Source organism: Bradyrhizobium sp. CER78 (genome assembly GCF_029846235.1).
Taxonomy (GTDB): Bacteria; Pseudomonadota; Alphaproteobacteria; order Rhizobiales; family Xanthobacteraceae; genus Bradyrhizobium.
In genome coordinates, this window is the sequence record NZ_JARVWP010000014.1 from 112812 (window position 1) to 132771 (window position 19960).

At 64.4% G+C, this 19960-nt stretch carries 18 protein-coding genes; 14 read left to right on the forward strand and 4 right to left on the reverse strand.

Annotated elements, in window-relative coordinates; genetic code table 11:
• The first annotated feature begins 1 nt into the window (after nucleotide 1).
• Nucleotides 2-1864, forward strand: a complete 1863-nt coding sequence (gene htpG, locus QDT69_RS26795; RefSeq protein ID WP_279709484.1) for a molecular chaperone HtpG — start codon at nucleotides 2-4, stop codon at nucleotides 1862-1864.
• 224 nt (nucleotides 1865-2088) lie between these two features.
• On the opposite strand, the gene QDT69_RS26800 is transcribed toward htpG, so the two are convergent.
• Nucleotides 2089-2754: a DUF2278 family protein gene (locus QDT69_RS26800; protein ID WP_279709485.1), complete on the reverse strand. Its 666-nt coding sequence runs from the start codon at nucleotides 2752-2754 to the stop codon at nucleotides 2089-2091.
• 256 nt (nucleotides 2755-3010) lie between these two features.
• Here QDT69_RS26800 and zigA point away from each other — a divergent pair, with 256 nt between their 5' ends.
• The 3 genes from zigA (at nucleotide 3011) to QDT69_RS26815 (ending at nucleotide 6094) form a co-directional block, all read left to right on the forward strand.
• Complete coding sequence (gene zigA, locus QDT69_RS26805) at nucleotides 3011-4216, forward strand: zinc metallochaperone GTPase ZigA (RefSeq protein WP_279709486.1); 1206 nt, start codon at nucleotides 3011-3013, stop codon at nucleotides 4214-4216.
• A gap of 294 nt (nucleotides 4217-4510) precedes the next feature.
• A complete protein-coding gene (locus tag QDT69_RS26810) occupies nucleotides 4511-5659 on the forward strand; it encodes a DUF3095 domain-containing protein (protein ID WP_279709487.1) in 1149 nt (382 codons plus the stop codon).
• Nucleotides 5660-5749: 90 nt separating this feature from the next.
• Complete coding sequence (locus QDT69_RS26815) at nucleotides 5750-6094, forward strand: endonuclease domain-containing protein (protein WP_279709537.1); 345 nt, start codon at nucleotides 5750-5752, stop codon at nucleotides 6092-6094.
• Between the two features lie 79 nt (nucleotides 6095-6173).
• On the opposite strand, the gene QDT69_RS26820 is transcribed toward QDT69_RS26815, so the two are convergent.
• From QDT69_RS26820 to QDT69_RS26830, 3 genes are all read right to left on the reverse strand, one after another.
• The gene (locus tag QDT69_RS26820; protein ID WP_279709488.1) at nucleotides 6174-6617 is read right to left on the reverse strand and encodes a DUF2147 domain-containing protein; all 444 of its coding nucleotides are present in this window, start codon (nucleotides 6615-6617) and stop codon (nucleotides 6174-6176) included.
• A 151-nt stretch (nucleotides 6618-6768) separates the two neighbouring features.
• A complete protein-coding gene (locus QDT69_RS26825) occupies nucleotides 6769-8154 on the reverse strand; it encodes an MATE family efflux transporter (RefSeq protein ID WP_279709489.1) in 1386 nt (461 codons plus the stop codon).
• A 135-nt stretch (nucleotides 8155-8289) separates the two neighbouring features.
• Nucleotides 8290-8820 carry a GNAT family N-acetyltransferase gene (locus tag QDT69_RS26830; protein WP_279709490.1) on the reverse strand — a complete coding sequence of 177 codons (531 nt, stop codon included), beginning with the start codon at nucleotides 8818-8820 and terminating at the stop codon, nucleotides 8290-8292.
• 163 nt (nucleotides 8821-8983) lie between these two features.
• Between QDT69_RS26830 and QDT69_RS26835 the strand changes: the two genes are divergently transcribed.
• From QDT69_RS26835 to ybgF, 10 genes are all read left to right on the forward strand, one after another.
• Nucleotides 8984-9583: a superoxide dismutase gene (locus tag QDT69_RS26835; protein WP_074128460.1), complete on the forward strand. Its 600-nt coding sequence runs from the start codon at nucleotides 8984-8986 to the stop codon at nucleotides 9581-9583.
• 223 nt (nucleotides 9584-9806) lie between these two features.
• Complete coding sequence (crcB, locus tag QDT69_RS26840; RefSeq protein ID WP_279709491.1) at nucleotides 9807-10193, forward strand: fluoride efflux transporter CrcB; 387 nt, start codon at nucleotides 9807-9809, stop codon at nucleotides 10191-10193.
• Nucleotides 10194-10881: 688 nt separating this feature from the next.
• Nucleotides 10882-11595, forward strand: coding sequence for a protein TolQ (gene tolQ, locus QDT69_RS26845; protein WP_016846954.1), 714 nt, complete (start codon nucleotides 10882-10884; stop codon nucleotides 11593-11595).
• Between the two features lie 43 nt (nucleotides 11596-11638).
• The gene (locus QDT69_RS26850) at nucleotides 11639-12106 is read left to right on the forward strand and encodes a biopolymer transporter ExbD (RefSeq protein ID WP_279709492.1); all 468 of its coding nucleotides are present in this window, start codon (nucleotides 11639-11641) and stop codon (nucleotides 12104-12106) included.
• Between the two features lie 30 nt (nucleotides 12107-12136).
• On the forward strand, nucleotides 12137-13069 hold the full coding sequence (locus QDT69_RS26855; protein WP_279709493.1) for a protein TolA: 933 nt from the start codon (nucleotides 12137-12139) through the stop codon (nucleotides 13067-13069).
• 71 nt (nucleotides 13070-13140) lie between these two features.
• The gene (gene tolB / locus QDT69_RS26860) at nucleotides 13141-14475 is read left to right on the forward strand and encodes a Tol-Pal system beta propeller repeat protein TolB (RefSeq protein ID WP_050422731.1); all 1335 of its coding nucleotides are present in this window, start codon (nucleotides 13141-13143) and stop codon (nucleotides 14473-14475) included.
• A 184-nt stretch (nucleotides 14476-14659) separates the two neighbouring features.
• Nucleotides 14660-16984 carry an EAL domain-containing protein gene (locus QDT69_RS26865; protein WP_279709494.1) on the forward strand — a complete coding sequence of 775 codons (2325 nt, stop codon included), beginning with the start codon at nucleotides 14660-14662 and terminating at the stop codon, nucleotides 16982-16984.
• A 172-nt stretch (nucleotides 16985-17156) separates the two neighbouring features.
• Complete coding sequence (locus tag QDT69_RS26870) at nucleotides 17157-17891, forward strand: hypothetical protein (RefSeq protein ID WP_279709495.1); 735 nt, start codon at nucleotides 17157-17159, stop codon at nucleotides 17889-17891.
• Between the two features lie 271 nt (nucleotides 17892-18162).
• Entirely contained in the window at nucleotides 18163-18645 is a 483-nt protein-coding gene (gene pal, locus QDT69_RS26875; RefSeq protein WP_021078622.1) for a peptidoglycan-associated lipoprotein Pal, read from the forward strand.
• A 246-nt stretch (nucleotides 18646-18891) separates the two neighbouring features.
• A complete protein-coding gene (ybgF, locus tag QDT69_RS26880; protein WP_279709496.1) occupies nucleotides 18892-19938 on the forward strand; it encodes a tol-pal system protein YbgF in 1047 nt (348 codons plus the stop codon).
• The last annotated feature ends 22 nt before the right edge of the window (nucleotides 19939-19960 follow it).

Genomic DNA, 19960 nt, shown 5'->3' on the forward strand with positions numbered 1-19960 from the left:
CATGACCACAACTGCCGCCGCCGAATCCCAGCCGTTCCAGGCCGAGGTTGCCGAATTGCTGCACCTGATGGTGCATTCGGTCTATTCCGAGACCGATATTTTCCTGCGCGAATTGATCTCGAACGCGTCGGACGCCTGCGACAAGCTTCGCTACGAGGCGATCGCCAATCCCGGCCTGATCACCGACGGCGCGCCGCCGGAGATCCGGATCGTGCCGAACAAGGCGGCCGACACGCTGTCGGTGATCGATACCGGCATCGGCATGGAGCGGCAGGAGCTGATCGACAATCTCGGCACCATCGCGCGCTCCGGCACCAAGTCGTTCCTGTCGAAGCTGACCGAAGCCAAGGACGGCGCCAATCTGATCGGCCAGTTCGGCGTCGGCTTCTACGCCGCCTTCATGGTCGCCGACAAAATCATCGTCACGAGCCGCCGCGCCGGCTCGGACGAGGTGTGGGTGTGGACGTCGGAGGGCGGCAGCGGTTTCGAGATCGCACCGGCGAGCGAGGAGGCAGCGCAGCGCGTCGCGCGCGGCACCGAGATCGTGCTGCATCTGAAAAAGGACGCCGCCAAATATCTCGAGGCTTACGAGATCGAGCGCATCGTCCGCGAATATTCCGACAACATCCAGTTTCCAATCCTGCTGGTGCCGGAGGAGGGCGAGCCGCGCCAGATCAACTCGGCGAGCGCGCTGTGGCAGCGTTCCAAATCCGAGCTGAAGCCGGAAGACTATGCGCAGGCCTACAAGCAGATTGCGGGTGCGTTCGACGAGCCGGCGATGACGCTGCATTACCGCGCCGAGGGCCGGCAGTCCTACGCCGTGCTGCTGTTCGCGCCGTCGCAGAAGCCGTTCGACCTGTTCCAGGTCGAGCGCAAGGGCAAGGTCAAGCTCTATGTCCGCCGCGTCTTCATCGCCGACGATGCCGAGCTGTTGCCTGCCTACCTGCGCTTCATCCGCGGCGTGATCGACAGCGAGGATCTGCCGCTCAACATCTCGCGCGAGATGCTGCAGAACAATCCGCAGCTCGCGCAGATCCGCAAAGCGGTCACCAGCCGCGTCGTGGGCGAGCTCGAGACGCTCGGCGAGAAGGAGCCGGAGACCTTCGCGAAGATCTGGGATGCGTTCGGCCCTGTGATCAAAGAAGGCCTGTGGGAGGACTTCGAGCGCCGCGAGAAGCTGCTGGCGCTGGCGCGCTTCACCACGACGTCGGGCGAGAACCGTTCGCTGAAGCAGGTCGTCGACGACTTCAAGCCGAACCAGACCGAGATCTATTACCTGGTCGGCGACAGCGTCGAGCGGCTGAAGTCGAACCCGAAGCTGGAATCGGCGCGCGCCCGCGGCATCGAGGTGCTGCTGCTCACCGATCCGGTCGATGCGTTCTGGACCTCGGCGCCGCTCGATTTCGGCGGCAAGCCGCTGAAGTCGCTGAGCCAGGGCGATGTCGATTTCGGCCTGATCCCGCTGGCCGACGACAAGGACGACAAGAAGGACGAGCCCGCGGCCGACGCGGCGACCACGATCGCGATGATCAAGGATGCGCTCGGTGAGCGTGTCTCGGACGTCCGCGCCTCGCAGCGGCTGACCTCGAGCGCGTCGTGTCTCGTCGCCGGCGGAGATGCGCGCGATCGTGCGCTGGAGCGGCTGCTCGCGCAGCAGAACCGCGGCGAGATCACGAAACCGATCCTGGAGATCAATCTGCGCCATCCGTTGGTCGCAGCGCTCGCGACCGACGGGGCGCAGGCCAAAGACCTCTCGCTGCTGCTGTTCGAGCAGGCGCAGATCCTCGACGGCGAGATGCCCGCCGACCCCGCCGCCTTCGCCAGCCGCATGAACCAGCTCGTGCTGCGCGGCTTGGGGAAGTAAGCGAAGCTCGTAACCCCGTCATCCCCGCGCAAAGGCTTCGCCTTTGTCGCTGGAGGTGCGAGCGGAGCGAGCCTCGAAGGATGCACGGCCGCGCAGTCAGAGCGGGGCCGTCGTGCTTCGAGACGGCCGCTACGCGGCCTCCTCAGCATGACGGGACTTAAGAGCATTGCCGGTTGCCAGTAGATGCCCCGGATTTCGCTTCGCTCCATCCGGGCTACGTCTGCTCAGCCGATCGTGGTCGCGTCCGGCTGTGGATTGCCGAGATCGTCGGTCGGCACCAGCTGCTGGGTGAAGGCCGAGACATAGGCCGCCCATTCCGGCTCGCCGAGATCGACCATCACAGCGCCGTCCTGCCAGATGTCGTTGTGGTCGTTGGAATCATCGCCCGGGCGATGGATGAAGCCCTTGCTCGAGCCCTGGTTGAGATGGACGTCGTGCAGGCCGTCGCCCTGCGCGTAGAAGCGGCCGAAGATGTAGACATCGCGGCTCTCCTGAAGCGCGCGCGACAGCAGCCGCCTCAGCGTCGCCGCCGGCTCGGTGTCGTCGGAGTCGTCCATCACGTCGCTGTCGCGCCATTTTCCGGTATTGTCGAGCAGATTGCTACGCAGGAAATCCAGCGCCGGCAGTTTCTTCTGCCCGGTCAGATCCTGCGAGCCGCCGCTTGCGGCCGCAATCGTCTGGATGATCGGATGGCGGAAGTCGAACACCAGCTTGTATTTCAGCAAATCGTCCGCGTCATTGGTGCCGACATTGATGGCAACGTCCCACTGCTCGCCGTCGACGTCGAGATTGCAGTGCAGGTGATATTGCGTCTCGTGCCCGTGGTGCGACGGCTTCAGCTTGGGCTCGGAGGTCACCTTGGTCTTGACGAATCCGTAGGCGAGGGTCACGGCGCGATCCTTTCCGGTTCAGGCGGGTATTTTTCCAAAACTACAACCTGAGATGAGACGCGCGCGTGAAGCCGCCCACATGTGGCTGCTTTTTCGTGACGACGCCGGCGCGCGCGTGCCGGAAGCCGCCGTGTCGGCTGGAGGCAGCTCCCATCTTGACAAGGCGCTCGACAGTTGATGTTATGTTATAACATTACATGCATGCGAATGCCCATGTCCCGCCGCCGCCTATCCCTCCAACAACTGTTTGATCTCGATGCAGAAACTCCCCGTCACCATCTTGTCCGGCTTCCTCGGGGCTGGAAAGACCACTTTGTTGAACCACGTCCTGAACAACCGCCACGGCCTGAAGGTTGCGGTGATTGTGAACGACATGAGCGAGGTGAACATCGACGCCGACCTCGTTCGCGATGGCGGTGCGAACCTGTCCCGGACTGACGAAAAACTGGTCGAGATGAGCAATGGCTGCATCTGCTGCACCCTGCGCGACGATCTGCTCAAGGAGGTGCGCGCGCTCGCCGAGAGCGGACGGTTCGATTATCTGCTGATCGAATCGACCGGGATTTCCGAGCCGCTGCCGGTCGCCGCGACCTTCGAGTTTCGCGATGAAGATGGCGCGAGCCTGTCCGATGTCGCGCGGCTCGACACCATGGTCACCGTGGTCGACGCCGCCAATCTGTTGAAGGACTATGCCTCGACCGATTTCCTCAGCGCGCGCGGCGAGGCGCTCGACGGTGACAAGCGCACGCTGGTCGATCTCCTGGTCGAGCAGATCGAGTTCGCCGACGTCGTCGTGCTCAACAAGGTCGATGCGGCGACGCCGGCCGAGCGTGAAGCGGCTCGCACCATCGTGCGCGCGCTCAATCCCGAGGCCGACCTCGTCGAGGCGAATTTTGCACGGGTACCGTTCGACCGCGTGCTCGACACTGGCCGCTTCACCTATGAGCGGGCGCAGCAGCATCCGCTGTGGCACAAGGAGCTCTACGGTTTTGCCGAGCATGTGCCGGAAACCGAGGAATATGGCATCACGAGCTTCGTCTATCGCGCACGGCGCCCGTTCGATCCGGTGCGCTTTCACGGCTTCCTGCGCGAGAGCTGGCAGGGCGTGATCCGCGCCAAAGGCCATTTCTGGATCGCGACGCGTCCGGACTGGTGCGGCGAGATGAGCCAGGCCGGCGCGATCGTCCGCACCGAAGGCCTCGGTTCATGGTGGGCCGCGATCCCGCGCGAGCGCTGGCCGGATCATCCGGACTGGAAGCTGATGATGCAGCGGAGCTGGAACGATCTCTATGGCGATCGGCGCCAGGAATTGGTCTTCATCGGCTCCGGCATGAACGAGGACGACATTCGCCGCCGGCTCGATGCCTGCCTCGTTGCGGGCAAACCGGGCATGGACCCGAAGGCCTGGGCAGCGCTGCGCGATCCGTTTCCGCCCTGGCGAAGAGCAGGCGAGGCGGCGTGATGCGGTAGCGCGGTAGCCCGGATTGCGCTTCGCTCCATCCGGGCTACGAAGCCATCACCGTCATCCTGAGGTGCGAGCGAAGCGAGCCTCGAAGGATGAATCGGCCTCAGTCGTCCTCACGGGGGCGCCGTCCGTTCGTGGCGGCACTCGGGCCGTCGATCCTTCGAGACGCCGCTTCGCGGCTCCTCAGGATGACGGGACTTCGCTCCATCCGGGCTAGGGTCGAAAACCGGGTCGCAAACCGCCGCGTATCTGCTAGAGAATCTACAGAGGTGAAAACAACACGGCGTAGCGATGGCTGGCGGCAGCGAGATCTTCTACGGCGGCATTCCGGTGTTTCGCGGCTTCGCGCGCCTGATGGATCCGTCGCTGTATGCGCCGCTACCGGATGACTGGACGGTCGGCGTCGCCGACATCGTCGAGTCGACCAAGGCGATCGCGGCGCAGCGCTACAAGGCGGTCAACATGGCCGGCGCCGCGGTGGTCGCTTCCGTCACCAATGCGCTCGATGGCCGCGAATTCCCCTTCGTGTTCGGCGGCGACGGCGCGAGCTTCGCGGTCGCGCCCGCCGATCTCGAGAAGGCGCGCGAGGCGCTGGCTGCGACCGCGCGCTGGGTGCGCGACGATCTCGATCTGGTGCTGCGGGTGGCGCTGATGCCGATGTCGGCGATCCGCGCCGCGGGCGCCGATGTGCGTGTCGCGCGTTTCGGGCCGTCGGCCAATCTCTCCTATGCGATGTTCACCGGCGGCGGTCTTGCCTATGCCGACGCCGCGATGAAGCGCGGCGAGTTCGCGGTCGATCCGGCGCCCGTGGGCACGCAGCCGGATCTGTCCGGCCTGTCCTGCCGCTTCGAGGTGATGCCGTCAGCGCGTGGCGTCATCCTCTCGGTGCTGGTGCTGCCCGCGAAGGGCGCCGATCCCGCGTCCTTCCGCAAGGTGATCGAGGACATCGTCGTCCGCATCGAGAACAGCCCGGAGGCTGGACGGCCGGTGCCTGCAGACGGCCCGTCGCTGCGCTGGCCACCGCAGGGGATGGAGTACGAGGCGCGTGCACGACGCGGCGGCTCGCTCGCGCTGCGCCGTGCCACGGTGCTCGCGTTCACGCTGTGGACCTATACGCTGATGCGGTTCAATATCCCGGTCGGCAAATTCGTGCCGAAAAACTACCTGCGGCAGTTGGTCGAGAATTCCGACTTCCGCAAGTTCGACGACGGCCTGCGCATGATCCTGGATTGCACGCCGGAGCTTGCTACCGAGCTCGAGCAGCGCCTCGTCGCCGCAGCCGCGCAGGGCGTCGTGCGCTACGGCCTGCATGCGCAGGATGCCGCGATGATGACCTGCTTCACCCCGTCGGCGATGCGTGCCGACCACGTCCATTTCATCGACGGCGCCCGCGGCGGTTACGCCTCGGCCGCCACCGTGCTGAAGGCACGCGCGGTGTAGCGAGCGGTTGCTTTTCTAACCTCTCCCCGCTCTTCTGCGGGGAGAGGTCGGAACGCATCGCCAGATGCGTTCCGGGTGAGGGGCATGGCAATGCGCGGCCGCAAAGAGGTATCCATCCGACTCGCGAGACGACTGCGCGCCAATCAAACGGATGCGGAGATCGCGCTTTGGAAACACCTGCGCAATCGTCAGATCGACGGCCACAAGTTTGCGCGGCAGGTCCCGATCGGAAACTACATCTGCGATTTCGCCTGCCGCGAGAAGCGACTCGTCATCGAGGTCGATGGCGGTCAGCATGCGGGCTCGGCGGCAGATGCGATCCGTGACCGCTATCTGGCCGACGAGGGATATCGCGTGCTTCGCTTCTGGAACAACGAGGTTCTCGGGAATATCGAGGGGGTACTGACTACAATTGAGGCCGCGCTATGCGGATAGAGCCCCTCACCCCAACCCTCTCCCCGCAAGAGCGGGGCGAGGGAGCGCAGTCCCGCTGCGGTTATTACTCAGCTGGAAATCACCGCCCCACCCGCGTCCAGGTCTCGCCGCCGCATAGCGCGCCGACGCAGCCTTCGACGCGCAGCGTGCTCTCGCCGGTGACCGAGACGCTGCTGGCATAGGTGCCGCCGTCGTCGGCATTGTAGATCTGGCCCGACCACTTGCCCGCGGCGACCGGCTGCATGGCTGAGAACAGCGGCAGCCCGATGATCGGCCGCTTGGCCAGCGACGGATTGGGATTCTTGTTGTCGACCTGCGGCTTGCCGGTCATCGGATCGATCGGGTCGCGCAGGCTCACCACCACGCCACAGATGCCGCCGCTGCATTTGCTGATCTTGACGCGGGCATCGCCGGCCTGGGTCTGCCAGACGCCGAAAGGCTCAGGCGCGCTCTGTGCATGCGCGGCAGGCACAGCAAGTGCCGCCGCAATGATTGCGATCACAAATCCCAGTCTGCAGGCCATGGCTTGTTCCCCAAAAGGTCGGCCTGCATAACAAGTCGAAAGATTTCTGCAATGTCATATTCGCGCGATCAGGCGCGCGGTACCCGGAAAATTTTTGCTGCGTTCGTCCGGGATGGTCATGCCCAGGCAACGCGCAGCCGCGCCGCGGCAGTTATCCCCAGCGGGTCAGCCGGATCGAGACGATGGTGGCGAGGCCGAAGGCCACCATGGCCGCCCCGACCAGCGCAAACAGTGTCCACGCCGGCGCGCTCACGGTCGCAAGCCACCAGCCGCCGATGCCGACCAGCAGCAGGCGGATGGTCCCGGCCAGCACCGGCCCGCCGACCTTGGCGGCGCCCTGCGACGAAAAATAGAGGCAGACGCCGACGCCGAAGAAGCCGAATCCCGGGCCGGCCAGTGCGAAATAGGATGAAGCCGCGGCCGTCACGCCGGGATCGCCGGTGAACAGCGCGATCCACAGCGTCGGCTTGACTGCGACCGCAAGTCCGACCAGTCCGACGACGAGGCCTGCGACCGTGCCGGCGGTCCACGCCACCTTGCGCGCCCGCGCGACAAGTCCGGCGCCGATCGCCATGCCGACCATCGGCACCGAGGCGACGCCGACCGCGAAGGCGATCGGGATCAGCAGGAATTCCAGCCGCGAGCCCATGCCGTATCCGGCCAGCGTCTCGGTGCCGAAGCCGGCGAGGATTTTTGTGAAGATCAGGATGGTCAGCACGCTCTGCAGCGGCGACAGGCAGGAGATCGCGCCGACCTTGAGGATGTCGAGAAACATCGCGCGCTGGAAGCTGAAGGCGGCGAAGTCGAGCTTCAGCCGGCTGCGGCCGGAGGCGAGATACCAGGCGAGGAAGATTGCACCACAGATGAAGGCCGTGAGCTGACCCGCGGCGACGCCGCGCATGCCAAGACTTGTCACGCCGAACAGCCCGAGCCCCAGCACGCCGCCGACCGCGATCTGGATCATCGAAACCGTGATCAGCGTCATCGAAGGAATCCGCATGTCGCCGGTGCCGCGCACCACGGAAGCGAGCGTGTTGACCAGCCAGATCGAGATCGCGCCGGAGAACAGCACCTGCGAGTAATGCAAGGACTGTTCGAGCACGCCGCCGTGGCCGCCGAGCAGCTCATAGAAGTTGCTGCCGAAGCCCAGCATCATCACGGTGAAGAACAGGCCCAGGCCGACCCCGATGATCGCCGCATGCAGCGCCAGATCCGCGGCGCGGTCGCGGTCGCCGGCGCCGAGCGCGCGGCTGATCGCCGAGGAGACGCCGCCGCCCATCGCACCGGCCGACATCATCTGGTTCAGCATCGCGAACGGAAACACCAGCGCGATGCCTGCCAGCGGCTCGGTGCCGAGCCGGCCGATGTAGGAGGTCTCGGCGACCGCGACCAGTGTCGAGCCGAACATCGCGATGGTGTTGGGGACCGCGAGACGCAGCAGCGTCGGCAGGATCGGTGCCGTCAACAAATGATCGACCGCTACCGCAGGCGTGGCCGCGGCGGGGCTGATGTCGTCGATCGAGGTGTCGATGGTCATGCGTCACGGCTCACTTCGCAAGCGGGAGAGGGCGCACTGCAATTCGACGCCAGTGAACCAGGCTCGCAATCAATAAATGATGGTCAACATGTTACGGGTTCGAGCTGGTCATCGCCACCCGCGCCCGCGCAGGGGTCACCACGGCAGTCCGCATAGGTCGATCTTGCCCTGGCGTGGCGCGCGGACGATGTCGTTGACGAACGGCGCCATCGCCTCGAAGCGGATCGGCCCCGAGGGCTGTTCGCAATGAACTTCGCCGGTGAAGGGGTGCCAGCCGCGCGCCTGATAGAACGCGAAATTGTGCGGCTCGCAGAATAAGATTGCAAATTTCACCGCATCGTTGGCACGAATGGTGTGCACGGCGGCGTCGAGCGCGAGCGACGCATAGCCGCGCCCCCGGCAGTCCTCGCGGGTCGACACCCCGCCGATGCCGGCGACATGCACCTTGTGGCCATTCCAGGTGATTGTCCGGAAATAGATACCGACATGGCAGGCCAGCCCGCTGTCATCGGGCGCATCGAGCAGCACGCGCAAATCCGCGTGAGCCCATTTGATATCGGCCCACGGTTTGTTCTGCATGACCTCCGGGCTCCAGACTGTCCGCAGCAGCGGCTCGGCGCGCGGCCATGACGCATCTCCGTTGAGAATGTCGATTTCGATGCTCATCGTCTGGGTCCTTGGTCTTCGCCTTGGTCTTGGCTTTGGTCTGGCTTTCGGCTGTGCCGATCTGTCATAGCCGATCAGAAAATGCGGTGTTTCTCCGCCGTGGAACCTTCTATAAGGGGGACCCGTTAAGTGTAGTCTCCCACCCTCTGTTGGACATTACCCCATGACCTTCACGCTACCCGATCTGCCCTACGCCCACGACGCCCTTGCGCCCTATATGTCCAAGGAAACGCTGGAGTTTCACCACGACAAGCATCACCAGGCCTACGTCACCAACGGCAACAACGCGATCAAGGGGACCGAATTCGAAGGCAAGTCCCTCGAGGAGATCGTGAAGGGTTCGTTCGGCAAGAACGCGGCTGTCTTCAACAATGCCGGTCAGCACTACAACCACATCCACTTCTGGAAGTGGATGAAGCCGAACGGCGGCGGCAGCAAGCTGCCCGGACGGCTCGAGAAGAAGATCAACGAAGACCTCGGTGGCTTCGAGAAGTTCAAGACCGACTTCGCCGCCGCCGGCGCCGGCCAGTTCGGCTCAGGCTGGGCCTGGCTGCAGGTCAAGGGCGGCAAGCTCGAGGTCGCCAAGACCCCGAACGGTGAGAACCCGCTGGTCCACGGCGCGGTGCCGATCCTCGGCGTCGACGTCTGGGAGCACTCCTACTACATCGACTACCGCAACCGCCGTCCGGACTATCTGAAGGCGTTCGTCGAGAATCTCGTCAACTGGGATTATGTCGACGAGCTGTTCGGCAAGGCCGGCTAGGCGTTCTTTCACGAACGGCCCTTCACCCTCCCCTGGAGGGGGAGGGTCGACGCGAATGAAATGAGCGGCAGGGTGGGGTGACGGTCTATCCGCGCGCGATACTGTCCGTGCCGAGAGATCACCCCACCCCGTTTCGCTTCATGCGAACCGACCCTCCCCCTCCAGGGGAGGGTGAGCTTTGAGCAGGGCTGCTCAAGCTTCTTCACACACCAGCGGGGCATTGGTGGGTAACGCGGCAAGCTATCTTCTGGTGTTCTTCGGCGGCGGTCTTGGCGCAATGCTGCGGCACCTGATCAACGTCACCTGCGCGCGCTGCATCGGCACCGCATTTCCCTGGGGCACTTTCATCATCAACATCACAGGCTCGACCGTGATGGGCCTGATCGCCGGCTATCTCGCCTTCAAGGGCGAGGCCTCGCAGCCCTGGCGGCTGTTCCTGATGACCGGCATCCTCGGCGGCTACACCACCTTCTCCGCGTTCTCGCTCGACGCCGCGCTGCTCTATGAGCGCGGCGAACTCGGGCTTGCGGCGCTGTATGTCGCGGGCTCGGCGGCGTTGTCGATCATGGGGCTGTTCGCCGGGCTTGCGATCGTGCGGCACTTGACCTGAGCGGACGTCATTCGGGGCTCTCGTCCTAGGCGAGCCCCGGAATGACGCGAGGAGAATGCGGAGCGACATCCCCCATCAAGGCTGTCATCGCACGGCTCGACCGGGCGATCCAGTACGCCGCGGCCTTTCGGCTCAAGCATAACGGCCTCTGGAATACTGGATCACCCGCCTTCGCATGCGCGGGTGATGACACCCGTGTTCGGCGTCTTGAATCGTGAACCATCCTCATCGTCGTCCCTGCGAAAGCAGGGACCCAAAACCACGAATGGTAATCGGTGAGCGATGTTGGAACGACGAGTCCCTTCGAGAACGACCGCCGCGGAGTATGGGTCCCTGCTTTCGCAGGGACGACGGCTGTGGATGCGGCGGTCGTCACGCCTCACGAGGGGATCCGTTCATCCCGGGAACCCGCCAACTGGCTCCGCCGGCGGCATTTCCCGCCTGCAAATTTCCCTTTGGTAACCTCGCCTTAACCATGATTAGCGTTTGGTTAGGGTCGGAATGATGCGTGAAAAGCCCTCGTTTTGACATGTTGGCAGGGGAAGCAGGGCTCGGCTTTGGACGGGCCCCCCCATGCGACAGATGTAAGAGGCTCTCGCGCAGTTTTGCCGCGCCGGGCGCGGCCGTGGAAGGGGTGCCGATTGGCGGCCCGCCGAATTGGGACACTTGCGTTGAGAGGATATTGCCGATGAATCCCGCCGATGTGGCTCAGTCTACACTGCCACTGGCATCGAGCGATGTATCGCTGATCGCATTGTTTTGGCAGGCTCATTGGGTCGTCAAATGTGTGATGCTGGGACTTCTGTCCTGCTCGGTGTGGGTCTGGGCGATCGCAATCGACAAGATCCTGCTGTACGCCCGGACCAAGCGGGCAATGGACAAGTTTGAGCAGGCGTTCTGGTCCGGCCAGTCTATCGAGGAACTCTACCGGGCGCTCTCGGCCAAGCCGACCCAGTCGATGGCGGCCTGTTTCGTGGCCGCAATGCGGGAGTGGAAGCGCTCCTTCGAGAGCCAGTCGCGGTCATTTGCCGGCCTGCAGGCCAGAATCGAGAAGGTCATGAACGTCTCGATCGCCCGCGAGGTGGAGCGGCTGGAACGGCGCCTCCTGGTGCTCGCCACCGTGGGCTCGGCCGGCCCGTTTGTCGGCCTGTTCGGCACCGTCTGGGGCATTATGTCGAGCTTCCAGTCGATCGCGGCCTCGAAAAACACCTCTTTGGCGGTGGTGGCGCCCGGTATCGCGGAAGCGCTGTTTGCGACCGCAATCGGCCTGATTGCCGCAATTCCGGCGACTATTTTCTACAATAAGTTCACCTCGGAGGTGAACCGGCAGGCCGCGCGCCTGGAGGGGTTCGCCGACGAGTTCTCGGCCATTCTGTCGCGTCAGATCGACGAGCGGGGTTGAGGCTGATGATGGTCACGATGGTCACTCTTGCGAGCGCACGATCATGGCGATGAGCATGGCAGGGTCCGGCGGTGGCAGACGTCGCCGCGGCGGGCGCAAGCCGGTCATGGCCGAGATCAACGTCACGCCGATGGTCGACGTGATGCTGGTGCTGCTGATCATCTTCATGGTGGCGGCGCCGTTGATGACGTCGAACATCGACATCGACCTGCCGGTCGCGAGCGGCGGCAAGTCGATCTCGTCGAACCAGCCGCCGCTGACACTGTCGGTCAAGCGCACCGGCGGCGGGTGCAATTCGAATGTCGAGCTCTATCTCGGCGACGCACCGGTCACGGCCGCCGATTTTCCGGCCAAGATCAAGGCGATCGGAGACGCCCGGTCGGAAGCCGAAAAAGTGGTCTATCTGCGTGGCGACAAGGACGTCTGTTACACGGATATGATGAAACTGCTCGGAGAAGTCCGGGCCGCGGGATTCAAGGCGAATATCGTCATCATCCCGGAAGGCGGATAACCACCATGCCAAGGCACGGGGAAGCCTGATTTGAAGGTCAAGGTCGACAAGACTCTGGCGGCATCGATTGTCCTGCACGTCCTCGTGATCGGGTGGGGCCTCGTGTCGTTTTCGACCCGGGCGTATGTCATGCCCGAAGAGGAATCCGTTGCCGTCGACGTGATCTCCTCCGACCAGCTTTCGCACGTGATGTCTGGCCAGAAGGACGGCAAGAAGGAAAATCCCAAGCCGCTGGTCGAGAAGGTCGCCGAGGCCAAGCCGATGGACGACGCTGTTGGCAAGATCGACGACAAGAAGCCACCGGTCGTGACCGATATGGCGCCGGCGCCGACGCCGAAGGTCGAGAAGCCGGAAGACAAGAAGCCGGATCCGCCGAAGAAGGTCGAGAACAAGCCGAAGGAAGAGCCGAAGCCGGTCGAGAAGAAGCCCGATCCGGTGAAGCCCGACCCGATCGCGGAAGCGATCAAGAAGGAAGAGAAGAAGCCGCCGCCGAAACCTGTCGCACAGGCCGCCAAGCCGCCGCCGGAGCAGAAGCCGAAGGATCGCGTGTTCGACCAGAGCAAGATCGCAGCGCTGCTCGACAAGCGCGATCCGACGCGCGCTTCGGCGACAGGCGATACGCTCAACGCCAACGCCTCGCTCGGTACCGCGAAGGGTAAGGCTGCCGACAACTCCGCGACCTGGGGCGCGATGTTCAAGCAGCAGGTCGAGCGCTGCTGGAAGAAGCCCTATGGCGGCATCGAGGCACAGCAGACCGAGGCCGTTTTCGAGATCAAGCTGAACCGTGAGGGCAAGCTCGAAGCGCCGCCGGTGCCGGAAGGCACGCCGGGAACGCCCTATTTGCGCGTCTATCAGGAGAGCGCGCTGCGGGCGATCATCGAATGCCAGCCGTATAAGCTGCCGGCCGCCTTCTTCGATGAATGGAAGTATTTCGCGCCGGTGTTCACGGAACGGAAGACCTGAGGACAATCGCGTCGCCTGGCCAACGGCAAGCAAAGTTACCGACAATGACCAACACGAATGATTTGCGGACCATGAAATTTCGCCTCGACCGTCGACAGATGATCTCCGGAATTGCGGCCCTCGGCGCGCTTGCCGGAACCCGGAGCGCTTTCGGGCAGGCTGGCCCGAAACGAATTCCGATTCCGGAAGGCGAGTTCGCGCCGGTGCCGATCGCGATCCCGAATTTTGCTGCCGGCACGCCCGGCGACGCCGAGGTCGGCGTCGGCGTCACGCAGGTGATCACCAACAATCTGAAGCGCAGCGGTTTGTTCGCGCCGATCGATCAGGCCGCCTATCTCGAGAAGCAGATCAACATCGACGCGGCGCCGAACTTCAACAACTGGAAGAGCATCAACGCGCAGGCGCTGGTGACCGGCCGGATGACGCGCCAGGGCAGCGGCCGCGTGAAGGCGGAATTCCGGCTCTGGGACGTCAACACGGGCCAACAGCTCGCCGGCCAGCAGTACGACACCTCGGCGGAATACTGGCGTCGCATCGCGCACATCATCTCCGACCAGATCTACGAGCGCATGACCGGCGAGAAGGGTTATTTCGATACCCGCGTCGTGTTCGTCGACGAGAGCGGCTCGGCGGATCGCCGCGTCAAGCGGCTCGCGCTGATGGACCAGGACGGCGCCAATGTGCGCTATCTGACCCGCGGCTCGGATCTCGTGCTGACGCCGCGTTTCTCGCCGTCGACCCAGGAAATCACCTACATGGAATTCGGGCAGGGCGACCCGCGCGTCTATCTGCTCAACATCGAGACCGGCCAGCGCGAGATCGTCGGCAATTTCCCGGGCATGTCGTTCTCGCCGCGCTTCTCGCCCGACGGCCAGCGCGTCATCATGAGCCTGCAGCAGGGCGGCAACTCCAACCTGTTCGTGATGGACCTGCGCTCGAAGTCGATGACGCGGCTGACCGACACGCCGGCGATCGACACCTCGCCATCCTACGCGCCGGACGGCACGCGGCTCTGCTTCGAGTCCGATCGCGGCGGCAAGCCGCAGATCTATGTGATGCCGGCAACCGGCGGCGCCGCGCAGCGTATCTCGTTCGGCGACGGCACCTATTCGACGCCGGTGTGGTCGCCGCGCGGCGATTACATCGCCTTCACCAAGCAGGGCGGCGGGCAGTTCGCGATCGGCATCATGAAGCCGGACGGCTCGGGCGAGCGGATCCTGACCTCGGGCTTCCACAATGAGGGTCCGACCTTTGCGCCGAACGGGCGCGTCGTGATGTTCTTCCGCGATCCCGGCGGCAACAGCGGACCGTCGCTGTTCACCATCGACGTGTCCGGGCGCAACGAGCTGCGGGTCCCGACCCCGGGTTTTGCCTCCGATCCCGCCTGGTCGCCGCTGTTGTCGTGAGCGCGTGCATAGCTGCTCCGGGGAACCCCGGGGCGGGTCGCCGCTTCTCATCTAGCGCACTGATTTTCATGACGAATTCCGGTCGTCGAGGGGCCGCGGCAAGGACTCGCTAACGATATTCCCTCAGAAAGACTTCACCTGCGATCAGTAAGAGTGCGAGCTGAAAAGGACGCGCGCTCTCACAATGCAGTTTGCAAGTCAGACGGGAGAACCGGACCAGTCGATGTCGCCGACGATCTCCGCGGCGCTGGTCGATTCCCTGTTCATGAACCCCGCGCCCATGATCTTCGGCGCTTTCGGCCCCGCGATCGCGGGCGCCGTGATTGCGTTCGTCACCGGCAATCTGTTGTCCTGGCTGTGCGTGCCGCTGTTCATCGTGGTCGGCCTGGCGCGCGCGTGGCAGATGTACCGCTACCAGCAGCGCAATTCCCGGCTCACCGTCGAAGAATCCGTGACGTGGGAGAAGCGCTACCGGATCGGCAGCCTCGCCTACGGCATTGCGCTCGGCCTGTGGGGCGCTGCCGTCCTGGTCACCACCAACGATGCCGCAGCCCACATGCTCTGCGTGACCACGGTGGTCGCCTATACCTCGGCGGGGGTCGGGCGGACCTTCGGCCGGCCCCAGATCTTCCATCTGCATCTATTGATGTCGATCGGTCCCTTGATCGCCGCGCTGATGTATGTCGGCGGTCCCTATCACATCGCGCTTGCGTTGCTCAGCTTGGTATTCTTCAGCGCCATCCGCCACCTCACCACGAGCCTGCAGCGCATCTACGTCAATGCCTGGATCGCCAAGGAGCGCGAGGCGGCGCTGGCGGGCCAGTTCGATACCGCGCTGAACAACATGCCGCACGGGCTGTGCATGTTCTCTGCCGACGGCCGCCTTGCGGTGATGAACCACCGCTTCATCGAGATGATGGAGCTGTCCGACGATTTCGTGCAGCGCGGCGCCAGTGCGACCGACATCTGCAATGCGTGCGTGCTGTCTGGCGCGATCTCGGCCGCGGCCGCGCAGCAGATCCTCTACGAGATCGAGAGTTCGCAGCGCGGCGACATGGTCACCAGCGACCCCGATCCGGCGCAGAACCGTTCGCTGGACTGGACGTTCCAGCCGATGGCCGGCGGCGGCACGGTGGTGCTGGTCGAGGACATCACCGAACGCAAGGACGCCGAGGCCAGGATCAGCCACCTCGCACGCTACGACGAGCTGACCGCGCTGCCCAACCGCGTCAATTTTCGCGACGAGATCGGCCGGCTGCTCGCCATGCAGCACGGCGACCACCGCTCCGCGTTGCTGTTCGTCGATCTCGACCAGTTCAAGCAGGTCAACGATACGCTCGGCCATCCCTGCGGCGACCAGCTGCTCTGCGCGGTCGCCGAGCGGCTGCGCGAGATGTTGCGTCCGGAAGATTTCGTGGCGCGGTTCGGCGGCGACGAGTTCGTCGTGTTCCAGCAGAACATCCACTCGCATGAGGACGCTGCCGCGCTGGCGCGGCGCATCGTCGACCGCCTCAGCGAGCGCTACAAGATCGACAACCATCTGGTCGAGATCGGCGCCAGCGTCGGCATTGCGATGACCGCGCCGGGTGTCGGCGCCGACACGCTGCTGAAGAACGCCGACATGGCGCTGTACCGCGCCAAGGCAGACGGCCGCGGCACCTTCTGCTTCTTCCGCGATGAGATGGCCCAGACCGTCGAGGCCCGCCGCATCCTCGAGCTCGATCTGCGCAAGGCCCTCGCCAACGAGGAATTCGAGCTGTTCTATCAGCCGCTGATCAACCTGAAGTCCGGCAAGGTCTCGACCTGCGAGGCGCTGCTGCGCTGGAACCATCCGGCGCGCGGCACGGTCTCGCCGGTCGACATCATTCCGGTCGCCGAGGACATGGGCCTGATCGTCGATCTCGGCCGTTGGATCCTGCGCAAGGCCTGCATGGAATGCATGAAGTGGCCGGAGGCGGTCAGCGTCGCGGTCAATTTCTCGCCGCAGCAGTTCCATCAGCGCGACGTGTTGAGCGAGGTCCGCTACGCGCTTGAGGTCTCCGGCCTGCCGGCGCACCGGCTCGAGATCGAGATCACCGAATCCTCGCTGCTGCACAACACCGAGCTGACCCACGACGTGCTGTCGCAATTGCGTTCACTCGGCGTTCGGATCTCGCTGGATGATTTCGGCACCGGCTACTCGTCGCTCAGCTATTTGCACAATTTCCCGCTGCAGAAGGTCAAGATCGACCGTTCCTTCCTCGAAGGCATCGACAGCGACCGGCCGCTGACCTTGCTGCGCGGCGTGGCGCGGCTGTCTGCGGACCTCGGCATGTCGGTCGTGGTCGAGGGCATCGAGACCAATGAGCAGCTCGAACTGATCAGCGCCGATGGCGCGGTGACCGAAGCTCAGGGATATCTGTTCAGCCGGCCGGTTCCCTCCGTCCGCATCCGCCAGCTGCTGAATGCCTCGCATGGCCGGCGGCCCGACGAGCAGCTGCACGTGGTTCCCTCGCGCTCGATCGCGTGAGCCGTCCGAATATCTTCAATCGATAGTTGTGGCGGCCGTCAGATGGACGACCTGACGTGCACCCTTGCGGTCAAGGTTAACTGTATTGCCTCGATTGCTTTGACGAAAATTAAGAAGCTGTTAATCTTTTGGACGCGCGTTCAAGTTGTTGAGTTGTTTCAGGGAGTACCACATGAGGTCCGCGGCCGAAGCCATCAAGCCCGCGACAGGAAGGCTTGCGGACCCGCTGGATCAAGTCGACTACCGTCTCGCTGAGACCCCGGAACAGAAGGACGAGATTTACCGCCTGCGCTACCGCGCCTATCTGCGCGAAGGCGCGATCCGGCCCTCGGCGGACGAACGCGTCGTCGATGCGTTCGATGATGCGCCCAATGCCTGGGTGTTCGGCGTCTACCTGCAGGGCGAGCTCTGCAGCTCGATCCGCATCACCGTGGCGACGCCGGAGTGGCGCTCCTCGCCGACGCTCGATGTGTTCGGCGACGTGCTGCTGCCGAAACTCGATGAGGGTCTGGTCTTCATCGATTCGACGCGCTTCGTCGCGGATCCGGAAAGGGCGCGGAACAATCCGGAACTGCCCTATGTCACGGTGCGCCTCGGCTCGACCGCGGGCGTGCATTTCAATGCTGATTACGGGCTCGCGCCGGTCCGGCCCGAGCACATGGCATTCTACCGGCGCGTGTTCCTGCACGAGACCTGGTCGGAGCCGCGGCTCTATCCCGGGCTGGTGAAGCCGGTCGGCCTGATGGCGTCGCATCTGCCGACGGTGCGGGAACGCGTGCTGGCCCGCTATCCGTTCCTCCGCTCGAGTGCCTTCGAGCGTCGGATGCTGTTCGATCGGGAAGGCCAATTGCAGCCCGACGGTATGGTCCGGCCGTTCGAGCGTGCGTCGATCGTGCCGAATCCCTGAGAAAACCGGCATTCGCATCGATCTGAAGACGGCCGGCTGTTGCGCGCGGGCCAAATTGTCCTGCAAAAGCGGCCGGTTCCCGCGAACCTTGCCTTCCCTTCACCATCGCGCCACATTTGCCACCCATTAACCATCGGGGGCGCTTTCCGGCATTGTCTGGCATTTGATGGGGTCCAGCAAGGTCTCGTCAAGGTTGACGGAACGTTCGCTTAACCATCGCCCTGTAGACCGATTGGGTAGTACGAAGAGCGTGAGCGTGGAGGCTCCGGGAATGAAATATCTCCAGGGTATGAAGCTGGTTGCGGTTCTGGCGGTGGCGCTGTCGATGGGCGCCTGCGCCAACAAGAACCCGTTGGACGCCAATGGCGCGATTGGGGGCGCCGCGACCCCGGGTAGCCAGCAGGACTTCGTGGTCAATGTCGGCGACCGCGTGTTCTTTGAAAGCGATCAGACCGATCTCAGCCCGCAGGCGACTGCGACCCTCGACAAGCAGGCGCAGTGGCTGCAGACCTACAACCGCTATTCCTTCACCATCGAAGGTCATGCGGACGAGCGCGGCACGCGCGAATACAACATCGCGCTTGGTGCCCGCCGCGCCCAGTCGGTTCGCGCCTACCTTGCCTCGCGCGGCATCGATCCGAGCCGCATGCGCACCATCTCCTACGGCAAGGAGCGCCCGGTCGCGGTCTGCAACGACATCTCCTGCTGGTCGCAGAACCGTCGCGCCGTCACCGTGCTGAACGCCAGCTCCTGACGCGATCCTGAATACGTTTCCAAGCCGGCGCCTTCGGGCGCCGGTTTTGTTTTGGCCGCACGGCGGCCCGGCCGCTTTCATCAAGATGAACGAAGCTGCGCGCAATTGGCCGCTTGCTTGTTCCAGCGCCCGTACTAAACCGGTATCCGCGGCGTTGTCCCGGATTTGAAGTGCCAGTCACAATTCCGGCGTACTCCGTCCCTCAATGTCGCTCGCTTTTCACGTCGATCTCGTCGTCAGGGCAAAATGTCATCCAGGCTTCATTTTCTTTCCTCCGCCGCGGCGATCGCGGCGCTGTTCGCCGTTTCCGCACCAGTGTTTGCCCAGTCCGACGATTCCGATGCCGAGATGCGGATCGAGCGGCTTGAAAACCAGCTGCGGCAGCTGACCGGTCAGAACGAGGAACTGCAGTACCGCAACCGTCAGCTCGAAGAGCGGCTGCGCCAGCTCGGCGGCCAGCCGCCCGGCGCGCCTGCACAGGCTCCGGCCGGCCAGCCCAATGTCGCGGCGGTGCCCCCGGCGCAGCAGCCGCAGGCTTACCCGCAAGCCCAGCCGGGCTACGCCCAGCCGCAACAGGGATACGGCCAGCCACAGCAGGGATACGGCCGGCAGCCGCAGGGCGGCTATGACCAGCAGCAGATCGCAACGCCTGCGCCGATCGTGCAGGAGCCGGCAGCCGCGGCAGCCCCCGGCCGCCGGGGCCGCGGCGATGCCTTCGATCCGAGCCAGAACCCGAATGCTCCCGGCGCTCCGCGCGCGCTCGGCGGCGGCCAGATGCCGATGCAGAGCGAGGCGGCGGTCGGCGCGCCCGGCGGCCGCGGGGCGGGCGAGCCGCTCAATCTCGGCAACAGCAGCCCACAGCGCGGTGCCCCCGGCGCAAGCGCGGCTCTGACCACATTGCCGCCGTCGGCCACGTCGAAGGACGAGTTCGACCTCGGCATCGGCTACATGCAGCGTAAGGACTATGCGCTCGCCGAAGAGACCATGAAGAACTTCGCGACGAAGTATCCAACCGATCCCTTGGTGGCGGATTCGCAATATTGGCTCGGCGAAAGCTATTTCCAGCGCCAGCAATATCGCGACGCCGCGGAAACCTTCCTCGGCGTGACCACCAAGTTCGACAAATCCGCGAAGGCGCCCGACGCGCTGCTGCGGCTCGGCCAGTCGCTGGCGGCGCTGAAGGAGAAGGAAGCCGCCTGCGCCGCATTCGGCGAGATCACGCGGAAGTACCCGCGCGCATCCGGCGGGGTCAAAGCTGCGGTTGACCGCGAGCAGAAGCGCGTGAAGTGCTAAACCGGCAAGGGGAGGCCGCTTC